The organism is Intrasporangium zincisolvens (assembly GCF_034724055.1).
Taxonomy (GTDB): Bacteria; Actinomycetota; Actinomycetes; order Actinomycetales; family Dermatophilaceae; genus Monashia; species Monashia zincisolvens.
Genome location: NZ_JAWIIL010000001.1, coordinates 891,988 through 909,782 on the forward strand (window position 1 = coordinate 891,988; position 17,795 = coordinate 909,782).

General features: G+C 73.1%; 15 protein-coding genes. 13 read left to right on the forward strand and 2 right to left on the reverse strand.

The window, feature by feature from the left end:
* Nucleotides 1-7: 7 nt before the first annotated feature.
* A complete protein-coding gene (locus RY076_RS04035) occupies nt 8-1,075 on the reverse strand; it encodes a LacI family DNA-binding transcriptional regulator (RefSeq protein WP_323096306.1) in 1,068 nt (355 codons plus the stop codon).
* Nucleotides 1,076-1,228: 153 nt separating this feature from the next.
* On the opposite strand from RY076_RS04035, the gene RY076_RS04040 reads away from it, so the two are divergent.
* The 7 genes from RY076_RS04040 (at nt 1,229) to RY076_RS04070 (ending at nt 8,449) form a co-directional block, all read left to right on the forward strand.
* Nucleotides 1,229-2,101 carry an ABC transporter permease gene (locus tag RY076_RS04040; protein ID WP_323096307.1) on the forward strand — a complete coding sequence of 291 codons (873 nt, stop codon included), beginning with the start codon at nt 1,229-1,231 and terminating at the stop codon, nt 2,099-2,101.
* A 77-nt stretch (nt 2,102-2,178) separates the two neighbouring features.
* Nucleotides 2,179-3,207 carry an ABC transporter substrate-binding protein gene (locus RY076_RS04045; RefSeq protein ID WP_323096308.1) on the forward strand — a complete coding sequence of 343 codons (1,029 nt, stop codon included), beginning with the start codon at nt 2,179-2,181 and terminating at the stop codon, nt 3,205-3,207.
* Between the two features lie 5 nt (nt 3,208-3,212).
* Nucleotides 3,213-4,031, forward strand: coding sequence for an ABC transporter ATP-binding protein (locus RY076_RS04050; RefSeq protein ID WP_323096309.1), 819 nt, complete (start codon nt 3,213-3,215; stop codon nt 4,029-4,031).
* A gap of 72 nt (nt 4,032-4,103) precedes the next feature.
* On the forward strand, nt 4,104-5,261 hold the full coding sequence (locus RY076_RS04055) for a Gfo/Idh/MocA family protein (protein ID WP_323096310.1): 1,158 nt from the start codon (nt 4,104-4,106) through the stop codon (nt 5,259-5,261).
* Nucleotides 5,258-6,439 carry a dihydrodipicolinate synthase family protein gene (locus RY076_RS04060; protein ID WP_323096311.1) on the forward strand — a complete coding sequence of 394 codons (1,182 nt, stop codon included), beginning with the start codon at nt 5,258-5,260 and terminating at the stop codon, nt 6,437-6,439. The genes RY076_RS04055 and RY076_RS04060 overlap by 4 nt, the downstream gene beginning before the upstream one ends.
* A 71-nt stretch (nt 6,440-6,510) precedes the next feature.
* Nucleotides 6,511-7,317 (forward strand): sugar phosphate isomerase/epimerase family protein, encoded by an 807-nt coding sequence (locus tag RY076_RS04065; RefSeq protein WP_323096392.1) that lies wholly within the window; start codon nt 6,511-6,513, stop codon nt 7,315-7,317.
* Nucleotides 7,318-7,321: 4 nt separating this feature from the next.
* Entirely contained in the window at nt 7,322-8,449 is a 1,128-nt protein-coding gene (locus tag RY076_RS04070; protein WP_323096312.1) for a glycerate kinase, read from the forward strand.
* Here the strand turns inward: RY076_RS04070 and RY076_RS04075 are convergent.
* Nucleotides 8,442-9,734, reverse strand: coding sequence for a PQQ-dependent sugar dehydrogenase (locus RY076_RS04075; RefSeq protein ID WP_323096313.1), 1,293 nt, complete (start codon nt 9,732-9,734; stop codon nt 8,442-8,444). The genes RY076_RS04070 and RY076_RS04075 overlap by 8 nt on opposite strands.
* Nucleotides 9,735-9,955: 221 nt before the next feature.
* Between RY076_RS04075 and dnaK the strand changes: the two genes are divergently transcribed.
* From dnaK to RY076_RS04105, 6 genes are all read left to right on the forward strand, one after another.
* Entirely contained in the window at nt 9,956-11,872 is a 1,917-nt protein-coding gene (gene dnaK, locus RY076_RS04080; RefSeq protein ID WP_323096314.1) for a molecular chaperone DnaK, read from the forward strand.
* Nucleotides 11,869-12,531, forward strand: a complete 663-nt coding sequence (locus RY076_RS04085; RefSeq protein ID WP_323096315.1) for a nucleotide exchange factor GrpE — start codon at nt 11,869-11,871, stop codon at nt 12,529-12,531. The genes dnaK and RY076_RS04085 overlap by 4 nt, the downstream gene beginning before the upstream one ends.
* A 101-nt stretch (nt 12,532-12,632) precedes the next feature.
* Nucleotides 12,633-13,664 (forward strand): DnaJ C-terminal domain-containing protein, encoded by a 1,032-nt coding sequence (locus RY076_RS04090; RefSeq protein WP_323096316.1) that lies wholly within the window; start codon nt 12,633-12,635, stop codon nt 13,662-13,664.
* Nucleotides 13,665-13,711: 47 nt separating this feature from the next.
* Entirely contained in the window at nt 13,712-14,164 is a 453-nt protein-coding gene (locus RY076_RS04095) for a heat shock protein transcriptional repressor HspR (RefSeq protein WP_323096317.1), read from the forward strand.
* Nucleotides 14,165-14,267: 103 nt separating this feature from the next.
* A complete protein-coding gene (locus RY076_RS04100) occupies nt 14,268-17,423 on the forward strand; it encodes an ATP-binding protein (RefSeq protein WP_323096318.1) in 3,156 nt (1,051 codons plus the stop codon).
* Nucleotides 17,424-17,470: 47 nt separating this feature from the next.
* Nucleotides 17,471-17,770 carry a ribonuclease E inhibitor RraB gene (locus tag RY076_RS04105; protein ID WP_323096319.1) on the forward strand — a complete coding sequence of 100 codons (300 nt, stop codon included), beginning with the start codon at nt 17,471-17,473 and terminating at the stop codon, nt 17,768-17,770.
* Nucleotides 17,771-17,795 lie beyond the last annotated feature (25 nt).

The following is a 17,795-nucleotide window of genomic DNA, read 5'->3' on the forward strand; positions in this document are numbered from 1 at the left end:
CGGCGCGTCAGCGCGACGCGTCGGGCAGGCGGGTGCTCTCCCGCAGCACGACGGTCGCCTCGAACGGGACGACCGCCGCCGTCTCGCCGGGGGCGGCGAGGGCCAGGCGGGCGGCCGCCGTGCCCATGCCGTGCAGGTCGAGGTGGACGGTGGTGAGCGACGGCGTCGTGTCGCGCAGGGTCTTGATGTCGTCGAAGCCGGCGACGCCGACGGCCCCGGGCACGGGCACGCCGCGGTCGCGGCAGGCCGCGAGCACCCCGAGAGCCATGACGTCGGACACGGCGAGGATGCACAGCGGGCGGGGGTCCTCGAGGTCGACACGGGCGAGGAGGTCGGCGGCGCCGGTGTAGGCACCGTCCCGGGTGAAGTCGGTGTCGACGCGGGGGAGCAGCTCGACGCCGTCCGGCGCTCCGTCGGCGGCGAGGGCCTTGGCGTGCTTGCGCACCTCGGCCTCGAAGGCGTCGGCGCGGTCGGCCGACGTGCGCAGCCAGCGAGGACCGGCGAGGACGACGAAGCGGCGGTGTCCGGCGTCGACGAGCTCACGGACGAGCTGCCTTGCGCCGGTTCGGTTCTCGGGAACGACGGCGGAGAACCCGGGCAGGGGCTGGCCGACGAGGGCGACGCGTCCGCCGTTCTGCTCGTACGCGGTGCAGAGCGCGAGGAGGCGCTCGGTCGCCGACGTGGGGGCGCTTCGGCGGGAGCCCGCGAGGACGATCGCCTCGGTGCGGTGCGCCGCGAACGACTCGATCGCCGCGCACTCGAGGTCGGGGTCGCGGTTGGTGCACGCGAGGAGGGTCTGCTTGCCCTCCGCCTGCGCCGTGGCCTGGACGCCGGCGGCGATCGTGGCGAAGTACGGGTCGTCGATGTCGTGCACGACGAGCCCGACGAGCGCGGTGGAGGACCGGGCGAGGGCCTGGGCCTGGGCGTTCGGCACGTAGCCGAGCTGTTCGGCGGCGGCGCGCACGCGCTCGGTGATGTCCTCGCGCGGGTGCCGGGATGACCGGTTGAGCACGCGCGACGCGGTCGCGAGCGACACCCCCGCGAGGGTCGCCACCTGCTGAAGCGTCACTGCCACGTCCTCGACCTCCTTGGCGTCGTGTGGGGAATCTAGGGCATCGGGACCAGCTGGTGACGGACCGTTGACACCTCCCGGGCCCGGTCCTACAGTACCGGAAAGCGCTTTCCGCAGCATCTCCGGCGGCAGGCGCAGCGACCAGGAAGGACAAGGATGTCTCCGCACGCCGCACTCGACGAGCGGCCCGGAACCGCGACGACCGCGACCCGGGCGCCCGCGCCACCCCGCGACGAGAACCCCGTCGCCCGCAGCCTCGCCCGCTCGTGGCGCCCGATCGTGTTCGCGGTCGTCGCGTTCGCCCTCTGGTGGGTCACGACGGCGACCGGGCTGCTGCCGCCCTACCTCGTGCCCTCGCCGGCCGAGACGTGGGCGGCCTGCGCCGACAACCTCGGCTACTTCGCGTCGAACACGTGGGTCACCCTCCTCGAGACGCTCATCGGCTTCGCCATCGCAGTCGTCGTCGGCGAGGCGGTCGCCATCGCGATGGTCTACTCGCCGAACCTCGAGCGCACGATCTACCCCGTCGTCCTCTTTGCGCAGGTCATCCCGAAGATCGCCATCGCGCCGCTGTTCGTCGTGTGGCTCGGCTTCGGCGTCGGCCCGAAGATCATCGTCGCCGTGCTCATGGCCTTCTTCCCGATCGTCATCTCCGGCCTCGCCGGCCTGCGCGACGTCGACCCCGAGGTGCTCGAGCTGACCTCGACCATGGGGGCAGGCCGCTTCAAGATCTTCCGCAAGATCCAGTTCCCGGCCTCGCTGCCGCAGCTCTTCTCCGGGCTCAAGGTCGCGGCGACCCTCGCGGTCACCGGTGCCGTCGTCGGCGAGTTCGTGGGCGCCAACTCCGGTCTCGGCTACGTCATCCTCCAGGCCAACGGAAACGTCGACACCGCAAGCCTCTTCGTCGCTCTCATCATCATGTCGATCGTGGGTGTGCTGATGTTCGCCGCGATCCAGCTCATCGAGCGGCTCGTCATCCCGTGGCACGCCTCGCAGCGCGGCCTCGGCAGCAACACCGTCCGGCTCTAGGCCCGACACCCGGCGCCCGACAGGGCCCGCACCCGACAACGAAGTCAGCGAAAGACCCGCGAACAGGAGTGGTTCCCATGCAGCTCACCCGACGACGTGCGGTGGCCTTCGTCACCGCGGCCGCCGCCGCCCTCGCCCTCGGCGCCTGTGGCGGCGCGAACGACGGTGCCTCCGGCGGATCCGGTGGCGGCACCGACGTGACCCTGATGCTCAACTGGTACCCGTACGGCGAGCACGCGCCGTTCTACTACGGCGTCGACAAGGGCATCTTCGCCAAGCACGGCATCAACCTGACGATCAAGGCCGGCCAGGGCTCGACGAAGACGGCCCAGGCCGTCGGCGCCGACCAGGTCGACTTCGGCTGGGCCGACACCCCGGCCGTCCTGTCGAACATCGACAAGGGCGTCAAGATCAAGAGCCTCGGGGTGTTCCTGCAGACGACGCCCTCGGCCGTGCAGGTCTTCGCCGACAGTGGCATCAACACCCCGGCCGACCTCAAGGGCCGCACCATCGCCGTCTCGGCCGGCGACGCCCCGACGACGACCTTCCCGATCTTCCTGCAGAAGGCCGGCCTGCAGGAGGGCGACGTCAAGCAGCAGAACCTCGACGCCGCCGGCAAGATCGCTGCCGTCATCAGCGGACGCGTCGACGGGCTCATCGGCTTCGCCCACGACCAGGGGCCGACCATCGCGGCCAAGAGCGGCAAGGAGATGCGCTACCTGCGCTACTCCGACGTCGGCCTCAACTTCTACAGCAACGGCCTCATCGCCTCCGATGCGACGATCGGCTCCAAGGCCGACCTCGCCAAGAAGATGGTCGCCGCCACGAGCGAGGCGTTCGCCGCCGCGGAGAAGGACCCCGAGGGTGCCGTCGCCGCGATGGCGGGCAAGGACCCGCAGATGCCGAAGAAGGACGTCCTGCTCGAGCAGTGGAAGCAGACGATCACCCTGCTCCACACGAAGAGCACCCAGGGCCAGGCGCCCGGTGTCGACGCCGACGCCGACTGGGACTCGACGATCCAGGTGCTGTCCTCGGCCGGTCTGCTCGGTGCCGCCAAGGAGCGCAGCTCCTACTACGACAACGCCTTCCAGCCGGCAGGGGAGTGACCACCGTGTCCGCGACGATCACCGACCCCGCCCGCACCGGGCCGCCGGCCGCTGCGCACGCCCTCGAGGTCCACGACCTCCACATCCGCTTCGCGTCCAAGCGCGGCGAGGTCACGGCCCTCGAGGGCATCGACCTCACCGTCGAGCGCGGCGAGTTCGTCAGCATCGCCGGGCCCTCCGGCTGCGGCAAGTCGACGCTCCTCAAGGCGGTCGCCGGCCTGACCCGCCCCTCGCGCGGCGAGGTCGTGCTCAACGGCACCCGGGTCTCCGGGCCCCGGCCCGACATCGGCTACGTCTTCCAGCGGGCGGCGCTGCTCGAGTGGCGCACCGTCGAGGGCAACATCCTGCTCCAGGCCGAGATGCGTGGCATGGCTCGCGACAAGGCCCGGTCCCGGGCCCGCGACCTCATCGCGATGACCGGTCTCGAGGGCTTCGAGGGGGCGCTGCCGCACGAGCTGTCCGGCGGCATGCAGCAGCGGGTCTCGCTGTGCCGGGCTCTGCTGCACGAGCCCGAGGTGCTCCTCATGGACGAGCCGTTCGGCGCCCTCGACGCCCTGACCCGCGAGCGGATGAACGTCGAGCTGCACCGCATCTGGGCCGAGACCGGCACGACGGTGCTCCTCGTGACGCACTCCGTGCCCGAGGCCGTGTACCTCGCGAACCGCGTCGTCGTCATGAGCCCGCGACCCGGGCGCGTGCTCCGCGAGCTCGACGTCGCCCTGCCGCGCCACCGCGTGTACGCCGAGACGATGGCCGACCCCGTGTTCCAGGACCTCACGACGACGGTGCGTGCGCTGCTCGGCACGTCGGGCGAGGTCGACTGACCCGCTCCGCACCTCCGCGACGCGCCCGCCCGTCGCCTCTCACGCCTCCCCGCCACGACCGAAGGACCCACCATGCCCGAAAGCCCCAAGACCCTGCGGATCGCCCTCAACGGCGTCACCGGCCGCATGGGCTACCGCCAGCACCTCGTCCGCTCGATCCTCGCCATCCGCGACGAGGGCGGCCTCGAGCTGCCCGACGGCTCCCGCGTCGGCGTCGAGCCGATCCTGCTGGGCCGCAACGCCGAGAAGCTCGCCGAGCTCGCGGCCCGCCACGGCGTCGACGAGTGGTCGACCGACGTCGACGCCGTGCTCGCCGACGACAGCGTCGACATCTACTTCGACGCGCAGGTCACCTCCCGACGCGTCGACGCCCTGACCCGTGCCATGCGCGCCGGCAAGCACGTGTACACCGAGAAGCCGACCGCCGAGACGGTCGAGGAGGCGCTCGGCCTCGCCACGGTGGCCCGCGAGTCGGGCGTCGTAGCCGGCGTCGTGCACGACAAGCTGTACCTGCCGGGCCTCGTCAAGCTGCGACGCCTCGTCGACGAGGGCTTCTTCGGCCGGATCCTCTCCCTGCGTGGGGAGTTCGGGTACTGGGTGTTCGAGGGCGACCTCCAGCCGGCCCAGCGGCCGAGCTGGAACTACCGCGCGGAGGACGGCGGCGGCATCGCCGTCGACATGTTCTGCCACTGGAACTACGTGCTCGAGGGCATCCTCGGCCCGGTCCGTGCCGTCACGGCCCGCACGGCGACGCACATCCCCGAGCGCTGGGACGAGCAGGGCAACTTTTACGCCGCCACCGCCGACGACGCCGCCTACGGCATCTTCGAGATCGGCGAGGGGATCATTGCCCAGATCAACTCCTCGTGGGCCGTCCGCGTGTACCGCGACGAGCTCGTCGAGTTCCAGGTCGACGGCACGCACGGGTCGGCCGTCGCCGGCCTTCACCGGTGCGTCGCCCAGCCGCGCAGCGCGACGCCGAAGCCGGTGTGGAACCCCGACCTGCCCGAGACCCAGTCGTTCCGGGAGCAGTGGATCGACATCCCCGACAACGCGGTACCGGTCAACGGCTTCCGCGCGCAGTGGGAGGAGTACCTCCGCGACGTCATCACGAACCGGCCGCACCGCTACGACTTCCTCTCGGGCGCCCGCGGCGTGCAGCTCGCCGCGCTGGGACTCGAGTCGTCGGCCACGGGGCGCCGCCTCGAGGTGCCGGAGCTCGCGCCGTGACGCGCCTCGTCGTCCCGACCGAGTCGGGCCGCAGCCGGGTGCTCGAGCTCGCCGGACCCCGCGACTGGGTGCGCCCCGAGGCTCCGATCAGCTCACGCGTCGCCTATGCCGCGGCGCACGTCGTGCCGCGGGTCCTCGCCGAGAGCACGCCCGGCGCGCCGGCGGACGTCGACTGGGACGCGACGCTCGAGCTGCGCCGCGACCTGTGGTCGTGGGGGCTCGGCGTCGCCGAGGCGATGGACACCGCCCAGCGCGGCATGGGCCTGGACTGGGCGGCCACCCGCGAGCTCGTCGAGCGATCGGCCGCCGAGGCGCAGCGCGTCGGGGGCCGGATCGCCTCCGGCGCCGGCACCGACCACCTCGACCCGGCCAGCGCCACGGCCGACTGTGACGGGCTCGACGCCGTCGTCGCGGCCTACACCGAGCAGGTCAAGGTCGTCGAGGCCGCCGGCAGCGGCGTCATCCTCATGGCCTCGCGCGCCCTGGCCCGCGCGGCCACCTCGCCCGAGGACTACGTGCGCGTCTACGAGGAGGTGCTCGACGCCGCGTCCGGGCCCGTGATCCTGCACTGGCTCGGCGAGATGTTCGACCCCGAGCTCTCCGGGTACTGGGGCAGCCGCGACCTCGACGCCGCCACCGACACGTTCCTGAACCTGTTGTCCCGCAACGCCGCCCGCGTCGACGGCGTCAAGGTGTCGCTCCTGGATGCCGACCACGAGCGACGCCTGCGACGCTCGCTGCCCGACGGTGTCCGGCTCTACACCGGCGACGACTTCAACTACCCCGAGCTCGTCTGCGACGACGAGGGCGGCGCGCACTCGGACGCGCTCCTCGGCATCTTCGCGGCCATCGCGCCCGCGGCGTCCACCGCCCTGCAGGCCCTCGACCGCGGTGACGACGCCACGGCCCGCCAGGTGCTCGAGTCCACCCGCGACCTCGGGCGGCACGTGTTCGCCGCCCCGACGCCCTTCTACAAGACGGGCATCGCCTTCCTCGCCTGGGTCAACGGCCGGCAGCCCGGCTTCCAGATGGTCGGCGGCCTGTCGACCGGCCGGTCGGTGCTGCACCTCGTGCGGGCCCTCGAGCTGGCCGAGGAGGCCGGGCTCGTGGCCGACCCGGACCTCGCGGCCCGACGCGTCACGGCGTGGCTCGCCGCCAACGGGTGGGAGGCATCGTGAGCCAGGCCATCGACACGGCCCGGGCCGTCGACGCGAGACGCTCTGCGGCACAACGGCTCTCGCTCAACACCATGACGACGCAGCGGCTGTCCTTCGACGAGGCCGTCGACCTCGCGCTCCGGTTCGACGTGCCCGCGCTCGGCCTGTGGCGCGACAAGGTCGAGGCGGCGGGGCTCGGGGCGGCCGCCCGTCGGCTGCGCGACGCCGGCCTGCGCGCCTCGTCGCTGTGCCGAGGCGGCTTCTTCACGGCAGCGGAACCGGACGCCGTCGCGGCCGCGATCGCCGACAACCGCCGGGCGATCGACGAGGCGGCCGCGCTGGGGGCTCCAGAGCTCGTCGTCGTTGCCGGTGGCCTGCCCGAGGGCGACCTCGACCTCCTGGCCGCCCGGCAGCGCGTGGCCGACCGCATCGGCGACCTCGCGCCGTACGCGACCGAGCGCGGCGTCCGTCTCGCGCTCGAGCCGCTGCACCCGATGTTCGTCGCCGACCGGGCCGTCATCTCGACGCTCGAGCAGGCCCTCGACCTCGCCGCCGACCACGGCCCGGCCGCCGTCGGCGTCGTCGTCGACACCTTCCACGTGTTCTGGGACCCGGCCGCCGAGGCGATGGTCGAGCGCGCCGGCCGCGAGGGCCGGATCAGCTCGTACCAGGTGTGCGACTTCAACCTCCCGATCCCCGAGGGGGCGCTGCTCTCGCGCGGGATGATGGGCGACGGCCACATCGACTTCGAGCGGTGGACCCGTGCCGTGACGCGGGCCGGCTACGCCGGCGACGTCGAGGTCGAGATCTTCAACGCCGACATCTGGTCGCGCGACCCGGCCGAGGTGCTCACCCAGATGCGGGAGCGGTACGACGCGCTCGTGGCGCCGTGGCTCTGACGCCGTGCCAGTGACGAGCGACCGGCCGCTGCGCGTCGTCGTCGCGCCCGACTCCTTCAAGGGCAGCGCGACCGCGCCCGAGGTCGCGGCCGCGCTGGCCCGCGGCTGGCGGCGGGCGCGCCCGGCCGACGTCGTCGTCGAGGTGCCGATGGCCGACGGCGGCGAGGGCACGCTCGATGCGGTCCTCGCCTCCGAGCGCGCGGTCGTGCACGTCGAGACGGTGCGCCTGCCGGGCGGCCTCGAACATCGCGCCCGTTGGGCCGCGGTCGGCGACCGTGCCGTCGTCGAGCTCGCCGAGTGCTGCGGGCTCCCGCTCGTCGGCACCGGCGACCCGGGCGGGGCCGACACCGACGCGCTCGGGCGGGTGCTCGCCGCTTCCCTCGACGCCGGGGTGGCGGAGGTGACGCTCGCCGTCGGTGGCTCGGCGTCCAGCGACGGCGGCAGCGGCGCGCTGCGCGCCCTCGGCCTGCGCGTCCTCGACGCCTCGGGCGCGGACGTAGCCAGTGGTGGCCTCGGGCTGGCTGCGGCGACGCGCGTCGACACGGGCGCCCTGCGCCCTGCCCCTTCCCGCGGCGTCACGATCCTCTGCGACGTCACGGCGCCCCTGCTCGGGCCATCAGGGGCGGCCCACGTGTTCGGGCCGCAGAAGGGCGCCTCGCCCGCGCAGGTCGTCGCGCTCGACGCGGCCCTGGCCCGGTGGCACGCCGTCCTCGACGGTGACGCGGACCAGCCGGGCGCCGGCGCTGCCGGGGGTACGGCCTACGGGTTCGCGACGCTCTGGGGTGCGGTGCTGCGGCCCGGCGCCGCCGCCGTCGCCTCCCTCGTCGGGCTCCCCGACGCCGCCGCAGGTGCCGACGTCGTCGTCACCGGGGAGGGCCGCTGGGACACGCAGTCGCTCACCGGCAAGGTGGCCGGGCACGTGCTGGAGCTCGCGGCGGCCGCCGGTGCGCGGGGCGTCGTCGTCGCCGGCGACCTCGCGGCCCCGCTGCCCGCGGGTGTCGACGGCTGGTCTCTCGTCGACGCGGCAGGTGGCCTCGACGCTGCCCGTGCCGAGGCGATCCGGTGGCTCGAGGCCGCCGGCGAGCAGGCGGCCCGAGCCATCGCGACGAGCGCCACCGGCCCGTTCAGCTGACGCGCAGGACGAGGATGCGGTCGTCCCCGGCGTTCGGCGCGGTGCGGCCGTCGCGGTTGCTCGTCGTCACGAGCAGCGTCCGGTCGTCGATCGCGAGGACGCTGCGCAGGCGCCCGTACCTGCCGTTCAGGAACGCCTGCGGGTCACCGGCCGGCTTCGCACCGTCGAGCGGCACCCGCCACAGCCGCTCGCCCCTGAGGCCCCCGAGCCAGGCCGACCCGGCGGCGATGGCGATCCCGCTCGGTGAGTTCACGTCAGGGCTCCACTGCTCGACGGGCGAGACGATGCCCGGCTCGGACGTCTTGCCCTCGGTCTGGGGCCAGCCGTAGTTGCCGCCCCTGCGGATGAGGTTGAGCTCGTCGTGGAGGTGGTCGCCGAACTCCGAGGACCAGAGCCGCCCGGCGGCGTCCCACGCGATGCCCTCGACGTTGCGGTGCCCGTAGCTCCACACCAGGGTGCCGAACGGGTTGCCGGGCGCCGGCTGCCCGGACGTCGTCATCCGCAGGATCTTGCCGCCGAGCGACGAACGGTCCTGTGACAGAGAGGGGTTGCCGGACTCGCCGGTCGTGGCGTAGAGGTAGCCGTCGGGGCCGAAGGAGAGGTGGCCGCCGTTGTGGTGCACCCCGTGCGGGATGCCCCGGACGATGACGCGCGGTGTCCCGAGCTGCTGCCCGGCCGGTGCGGTCGGGTCGTAGGTCATCGTGGCGATGCGGTTGTCGTTCGCGGTGGAGAAGTACACGAAGAGCGTTCTGTCCGAGGCGAACCGGGGGCTCACGGCGATGCCCAGCAGCCCCGCCTCGCCCTGCTGGGCGACGTTCGACACCACGCCGGGCACGCGCCCGACGCTCGTGACGCGTCCGGTGGACAGGTCGATGCGCCGGACGCGTCCGTCGTCGCGGGTCGTGACCAGCACGGCCGACCGGTCGGGCATCAGCGCCAGTCCCCAGGGCACGTCGAGGCCGGTGGCGAGGGTGCGCAGCACCGTCACCGATCCGGTCGGCCGGCCCGCACGCGAGGTCACCGACGCCGTGGGGGTCTGTGCGGCGCTGGTCGTGGTCGGCGTCGTCGTGGTCGCCGACGTCGAGGACGCCGTGCTCGTCGGGACGGAGGGCGTGGAGGCCGTGGCGGACCCGGACGAGGACGTCGTCCCGGTCGGGCTGCCGGACGAACACGCGGCGGTGCCGAGGAGGCCCACGATCGCGAGCGTGCCCAGCGCCCGTCCGGCTGCTCGTCCGGCACGGCGCCCCGCACGGTGCCGGGGGCCGATCGTCCTCGTCAGGGTCATCGCACGTCCACCTCGCCGCTCGGCTGCCCCGCTCGTGCTCCCGACGGTACCCACGGCACCTGTGGATCCGCACGCGGGAACAATCCGCCCGACCACGGAGTTGAGCCAACCAGACGCAAGATTTGCGAGCGCGGCTTTGACAACGACGGGCCCGCTGGCGCAGATTGAGCGAGGACCTGTCAACCGGACCAGAGCATCACCCACAGCATCAAGGAGTCACCATGGCACGTGCGGTCGGAATCGACCTCGGCACCACCAACTCGGCCGTCTCCGTCCTCGAGGGCGGCGAGCCGACGATCATCGCGAACGCCGAGGGCGGTCGTACGACGCCGTCGGTCGTCGCCTTCAGCAAGAACGGTGAGGTGCTCGTCGGCGAGGTCGCCAAGCGCCAGGCCGTCACCAACGTCGACCGGACGATCCGCTCCGTCAAGCGCCACATGGGCACCGACTGGCGCTCGCCGGAGATCGACGGCAAGACCTACACGGCGCAGGAGATCAGCGCCCGCATCCTCCAGAAGCTCAAGCGCGACGCCGAGTCCTACCTCGGCGAGACCGTGACCGACGCCGTCATCACCGTCCCCGCGTACTTCGACGACGCCGAGCGCCAGGCCACCAAGGAGGCCGGTGAGATCGCGGGCCTCAACGTCCTGCGCATCGTCAACGAGCCCACCGCGGCCGCGCTCGCCTACGGTCTCGACAAGGGCAAGGAGGACGAGCTCATCCTCGTCTTCGACCTCGGTGGTGGCACGTTCGACGTGTCCCTCCTCGAGGTCGGCAAGGACGCCGAGGACGGCTTCGCCACGATCCAGGTGCGCGCCACCAACGGCGACAACCACCTCGGTGGCGACGACTGGGACGACGTCATCGTCCAGCACCTCATCACCCAGGTGAAGAACAAGACGGGCCAGGACCTGTCCAAGGACAAGATCGCGATGCAGCGCCTCCGCGACGAGGCCGAGCGCGCCAAGAAGGAGCTGTCCACCGCGACGAGCACCAACATCTCGGCGCAGTACATCTCGATGACGCCCGAGGGCCCGATCCACCTCGACGAGAACCTCACCCGTGCCCAGTTCGAGCAGATGACCAAGGCGCTCCTCGACCGCACCAAGGCCCCGTTCCACAAGGTCATCGAGGACGCCGGCATCAAGGTGTCCGACATCGACCACGTCGTCCTCGTCGGCGGCTCGACCCGCATGCCCGCGGTCGCCTCCCTCGTCAAGGAGATGACCGGCGGCAAGGAGCCCAACAAGGGCGTCAACCCCGACGAGGTCGTCGCCATGGGCGCGAGCCTGCAGGCCGGCGTCCTCAAGGGCGAGCGCAAGGACGTCCTGCTCATCGACGTCACGCCGCTGTCGCTCGGCATCGAGACCAAGGGTGGCCTGTTCACCAAGCTCATCGAGCGCAACACCGCGATCCCGACGAAGCGCTCGGAGATCTTCAGCACGGCCGACGACAACCAGCCCTCGGTCCTCATCCAGGTCTTCCAGGGTGAGCGCGAGATCGCCCAGCACAACAAGTCGCTCGGCACCTTCGAGCTGACCGGCATCGCGCCGGCCCCCCGCGGCGTGCCGAAGATCGAGGTCACCTTCGACATCGACGCCAACGGCATCGTCAACGTCAGTGCCAAGGACCAGGGCACCGGCAAGGAGCAGAAGATGACGATCACGGGCGGCTCGGCCCTGTCCAAGGACGAGATCGACCGGATGGTCAAGGACGCCGAGGCGCACGCCGAGGAGGACCACAAGCGTCGCGAGCAGGCCGAGGTGCGCAACCAGGCCGAGCAGCTCGTCTTCTCGACCGAGAACTTCCTCAAGGAGTCGGGCGACAAGATCCCGGCCGACGTCAAGACGCCGGTCGAGGAGTCGCTCGCCGACCTCAAGGCCGCGATCGCCGAGGGTTCCGAGGCCACGGCCGAGGACGTCAAGGCCAAGATCGAGGACCTCAACACCAAGTCGCAGGCCATGGGCCAGGCGGTCTACGCCTCGGATCAGGCGAGCGCCGCCTCCGCCGGCGCCCCGGGCGCCGACGGCACGGGTCCCGACGGCACCCCGTCGGGCTCGGCCCACGCGGACGCGTCCGACGACGACGTCGTCGACGCCGAGGTCGTCGACGAGGACGAGGCCAAGGACGCCAAGTGACCGAGTCCACCCCGAACCCCGAGGCCGAGGGCGCCCAGCCCGGCGCCGGCGGGCCCGAGGTGACCGACGCGAAGGGTGCCGGCGGCGAGTCCGCCGGCACCCCCGGCGCGGGCGCCCGGGGCCACCACACGTACTACGAGGGCGGCCCCGGCGCCTCGTCCGAGCCCGGTGGCGACGACGAGTACGACCACCGCGCCGAGGCCGCCACCGAGCGGGAGGCCCTCGCGCAGGAGGACGCGCTCGCTGCCTCCTACCTCGCCGACCTCCAGCGGCTGCAGGCCGAGTACGTCAACTACAAGAAGCGCGTCGACCGCGACCGCGAGGTCATCCGCCACACCGCGGTGGGCAGCGTCGTCGAGTCGCTGCTGCCGGTCCTCGACGACATCCACATGGCCCGTCAGGCCGGCGACCTCGCCGGTGGTCCGTTCGCGGCCATCGCCGACAAGCTCGAGGCGACGCTCGGCCGCTTCGGCGTCGAGCGCCTCGGCGAGGCGGGCGAGGAGTTCGACCCCAACGTGCACGAGGCCCTCATGCACGTCGAGGCGCAGCTGCCGGAGGGTGCCACGGGCACGACGGTGGTGCAGGTGCTCCAGCCGGGGTACCGCATCGGCGACCGGCTCGTCCGTGCCGCCCGGGTGTCGGTTGCCGACCCCGCGTGAGCGCCACGCCGCGCCGACGCCCCACGCGTCGGCCGGCATCGATGATGATGTGAGGACCGGCGGGGACCCCGTGCGGCCGCAGCAGGAGAGGCAGGTGCGCCATGGCTAGCCAGGACTGGTTCGAGAAGGACTTCTACGCGACCCTCGGCGTCGCCCAGGATGCCGACGCGGCCGCGATCAAGAAGGCCTACCGCAAGCTCGCCCGCGACCTGCACCCCGACCACAACGTCGGCGACACCGGGGCCGAGGAGCGCTTCAAGGAGATCGGCGAGGCCTATGCGGTCCTGTCCGACCCCGAGCAGCGCCGCGAGTACGACGCGATCCGCGCCATGTCGCACGGGGGCGCCCGCTTCACCGCGGGCGGCCCCGGCGGCGGTGGCGCCGGGTTCGAGGACATCTTCTCGGCGTTCGGCGGTGCAGCCGGTCCCGGCGGCACCCGCGTCCGCTTCGGCGGGGGCGGTGCCGGTGCCGGCCAGCCGAACCTCGAGGACATCCTCGGGCAGATGTTCGGCGGGGGTGGCCCGGGCGGTGCCGGCGGCTTCGGCCAGCAGTACGGCGGCTACGGCTCGACGGCCGGCCCGCGGCCCGGCGCCGACGTTCAGGCCTCGACGAGCATCGGCTTCCGCGACGCCGTCGAGGGCTCGACGGTGACGCTCGGCTCGCCCGACCTCGGCCGCATCAACGCGCGGATCCCCGCCGGTGTCAAGGACGGCCAGAAGATCCGCCTCCGCGGCAAGGGCCGCCAGGGCGAGGCCGGCGGCCCCGCCGGCGACCTCATCCTCACCGTGACCGTCGAGAAGCACCCGGTCTTCGGGCGCGACGGCGACAACCTCACCGTCGACCTCCCCGTCACCTTCGCCGAGGCCGCACTCGGGGCCACCGTCGCGGTGCCGACCCTCGACGGCGGGCAGGTCAAGGTGCGCATCGCGGCCGGCACACCGAGCGGACGCGTCCTGCGCGTCAAGGGCCGTGGCGTCCACCGCGGCGAGCACACCGGCGACCTCCTCGCCAAGGTGCAGGTCGTCGTGCCGCAGCGACTCACCGACGAGGCCCGCGCCGCGATCGAGACGATGGCCGCGGCCGAGGACGACCAGGACCCCCGGGCCGACCTCTTCCGCCGGGCCCGGGCCTGACGCCGGGCGGCCCACCCAGAGTCAGGACGAGGGAAGGAGTGGTGAGGATGGCACGCAGGAGCGCACGCCCCGCAGGGCACGACGACGACGCGCCCGTCTTCGTCATCTCCGTAGCTGCCGAGCTGGCCGGGATGCACGCGCAGACGCTGCGCCAGTACGACCGCCTCGGGCTCGTGACGCCGTCGCGGACCCGGGGCGGCGGGCGTCGCTACAGCACCCGCGACGTCGAGCTGCTCCGCGAGGTGCAGCGCCTCTCGCACGAGGGTGTGTCGCTCGTCGGCATCCAGCGCATCCTCGACCTCGAGAACCACGTGACCGCGCTGCAGTCCAGGGTCGAGGAGCTCGCGGCCGACCTCGAGCGCACCCAGGCGGCCCTGCACGCGAGCACGCGGTTCTTCGCGGTCGGCCCGCGCGGCGAGGCGGTCCCGATGCGGCCCGGGCAGCGCCCGCCGCGCACGGCCGCCTCGCAGGCGCTCGTCGTCTGGCGTCCCGAGCACTGACGCGTACCGCACCGTTTGGCAAGCCCCCGGTGAGGTGCAAGGATTGCCGGGCCTCCAGCCACGCGGGCACTGGCTGTGCCATGCCCAGGTGGAGGATCTTCTCTTGTCCCACCCGCTCGACCCGACGACGTCGTACGGTGTTCCCGACCCTGCCGGAGCCGGCGAGACGTGGGAGCAGATGCCGAGGCTCGTGCTGCCCGAGACTGATCTCGGGCGTCTGTTCGCCACCGTTGACTGGGCGGCGACCGGGCTCGGCCCCGTGGACACGTGGCCGGCCGAGCTCGTCAGCGTGGTCAACGCGGCGCTCTGGCAGCGGTTCCCCATCCTCGTGTGCTGGGGTCCGGAGCTGCTCATGCTCTACAACGACGCCTACCGGGTCCTGCTCGGCGAGGAGAAGCACCCGGCGGCCCTGGGCCTGCCGGTGCGCGACGTGTGGCCCGAGGTGTGGGACGTCATCGAGCCGCGATTCACCGAGGTGACGACGACGCGCCAGCCGTCGTGGGACGAGGACCAGCTGCTCGTCGTCGATCGCAACGGCTTCCTCGAGGAGGCCTACTTCACGTGGTCCTACAGCGTCGTCACCGGCGCCGAGGGTGAGGTCGCCGGGATCCTCGACATCTCGACCGAGACGACGAGCAAGGTGCTGGCCGAGCGCCGCGCCTCGATCGTGTCGCGGCTCGGCGCCGCCCTCGGCGGCGCCGCCACGCTCGAGGACGTCGAGCGGCTGGCGCTCGGGATCATGCGCGAGAACGTCAACGACCACGCGTCGGTCGACCTCGTCGTGGGCGCCCGCGGTGAGGCCGACGCGGCGAGCGGCCCGAGCCACCACGTGCACGTCGTGCCGGTCGTCGAGCCCGGGCGCGACGAGGCCAGCGCGTCGCTCGTCGTCACCGCCAACCTGCGACGCCCGTGGGACGAGCAGCTGCAGGCCTACGTCGAGCTGTGCGCGTCGCACGTGGCCGCCGCCCTCGCCGGGGTGCGCCGCCTCGACGACGAGCGGCAACGGGTCGAGGCCCTCGCCGAGCTCGACGCCGCCAAGAGCGCCTTCTTCACCAACATCAGCCACGAGCTGCGCACCCCGCTGACGCTCATCGCCGGTCCCGTCGAGGACGCCCTCGACGTACCGGACCTCGACCCGGCCGTGCGGCGCCACCTCGAGCTCGTCGGCCGCAACGCCGAGCGGCTGAGGGTCCTCGTCGACCAGCTGCTCGACCTCACCCGCATCGACGCCGGACGTGTCGAGCCGCACGTCGTCGAGACCGACGTCGCCGAGCTCGTGCGCGGCCTCGCCGCCAGCTTCCGCCCCGCGGTGCACCGCGTCGGGCTCACCTTCGCCACCGACGTGCCCGACCTCGGCCGTCCCGCCTGGGTCGACCGCGACATGGTCGAGCGGATCGTGCTCAACCTGCTGTCCAACGCCCTGAAGTACACGCCCGCCGGCGGGGTCGAGGTGACCCTCCACGCGATGGAGGACGGCTTCGAGGTACTCGTCACCGACTCCGGGATCGGCATCCCGGCGGCCGACCTCGCGTCGGTGTTCGAGCGGTTCCGCCAGCTGCCGCGCACCGACGGCGCGCGCTCCCGGGAGGGCGCCGGCATCGGCCTCTTCCTCGTGCGCCAGCTCGCCGAGCTGCAGGGCGGCCACGCCTGGGTCGACTCGGTCGAGGGCATGGGCAGCACGTTCGGCGTCCGCCTCCCGTGGGGCCGGCCCGCCGTGGGTGTCGAGCCGGCGAGCCCGTCGATCACGCCGCGCGCCGTCGAGTCCTTCCTCGTCGAAGCCCACGGTTGGGACGCCGGGGCCGACGCGCCCCTCGACGACGCCATCCTGGCCGCCCTGCCGGCCGAGCCCGGCGTCGCGCCGGTGGACGGCGCCGAGGCGCAGCCCGACGAGCGTCCCCTGCTGCTGCTCGCCGAGGACAACGGCGACATGCGCGCCTACCTCGCGGAGGCCCTCGCCGACCGGTACGAGGTGGTCACCGCCCGCGACGGCGTCGAGGCCCTGAAGGCGGCGCGGTCACGCCGGCCCGACCTCGTCCTCGCCGACGTCATGATGCCGCGGCTCGACGGCCTCGGCCTGCTGCAGGCGCTGCGCGACGACGACGTGCTCGCCGACCTCCCCGTGGTCATGCTGACCGCGCGGGCCGGCGACGAGGCCAGCGTCACCGGCCTCGTCCGCGGCGCGGACGACTACGTCGCCAAGCCGTTCGAGATGCGTCACCTGCGGGCTCGCCTGTCCGCCAACCTCGCCCGGTCCCGAGAGCGCGCCCGCGACGCCGCGTGGCGCCGCGCCGTCGTCGCCTCGCTGCACGAGCCGCTGGCCGTGTTCGAGCCCGGTGGGCGGGTCGTCTCGCTCAACGAGGCCTTCACCCGCACCTACGGCTGGAGCCTCGAGAACGGCCCCATCGAGCTGCCCCACCCGTGGAGCGTCGAGGGCGCGACGGCGGCCGCCGGTCGCGTCGAGCGCATCCTCGCCTCGAGCGGGACCGTCGAGGAGTCGCTGTCGATCGCCCGCAGCGACGGCAGCCGTGCCCAGGTGTCGATCACGTCGTCGGTCATCCCGGCGAGCGGCACGCACCCGGCCCTCGTCGTCAGCGTCGTGCGCGACACGACCCTGCAGCACGAGGCCGAGCAGCGCCGGGCCCGCGCCGCCGCCCTCGTCTCCGAGCTGCGCTCGGCCGAGGACCTCGAGACGGTCGTGTCCGCGGTCGTCACGGGCTTCAGCGTCCTCTTCGACGGCATCGCGACGCTCCAGCTTCCGGGTCGCTCCGACACCGAGCGGCTCTACTTCAAGCCACAGGGGCCGACGCCCGCCGCCGAGCTGCACCCGCTGACCAAGGCGGTGCTCACGACCGGGGCACTGCCGGGCGGGCAGGACGCGCGCGACGAGGCGGCGCCGGGCATCCTCTTCGAGCCGGCCGGGCCCGACTCGCCGGTGCGGGTCTGGGTGCGCTTCCGGGCGCCGCGCGCGGTGTCGGCCGACGAGCGGATCGCCGGCGACCTCATCGCCCAGCTGCTCGCCCAGGCCGTCGACCGGGTCGCGGCGCGGCAGGACCGCGACACCAAGGAGGCCCAGCTGCGCCAGGCCATCGAGAGCCACCGCCTCATCGGCCACGCCGTCGGCGTGCTCATCGAGCGGCACCGGATCACCTCGGTCCAGGGCTTCGAGATGCTGCGCCAGTCCTCGCTCAACCGCAACATCAAGCTGCGCGAGCTGGCCCAGCGCGTCGTCGAGACGGGCCTCGACCCCGTCGACGCCTGACGCCTGACGCGTGACGCCGCGCGCCGGCTCGTCCGTACACTCGCGCCGTGGAGCACGTGGATCCCTACGCGTCCGATGTGTCCGACGAGCACGACGAGCACGACGGGCTCGAGCACCTCGTCGTGCTGCCCGAGCGCGACGCCGCCGAGGAGGTCGCCGAGCAGCTCGCGGCCGAGGGCCTGACGCAGGTGCGCGTCGTGCGCGAGGCGCTGGCCGGCGAGGACGACTCCGAGGACCACGAGTGGGCGGTCCACGTGCGCACGCCCGACGACCCGGTCTGGGTCGAGCGGCTCACGCAGCTCGCGCAGGCCCACGACGGCTGGTACGACCCCGACCCGGACGCCTGACCTCGGCCCCGTCTGACCCGACCTC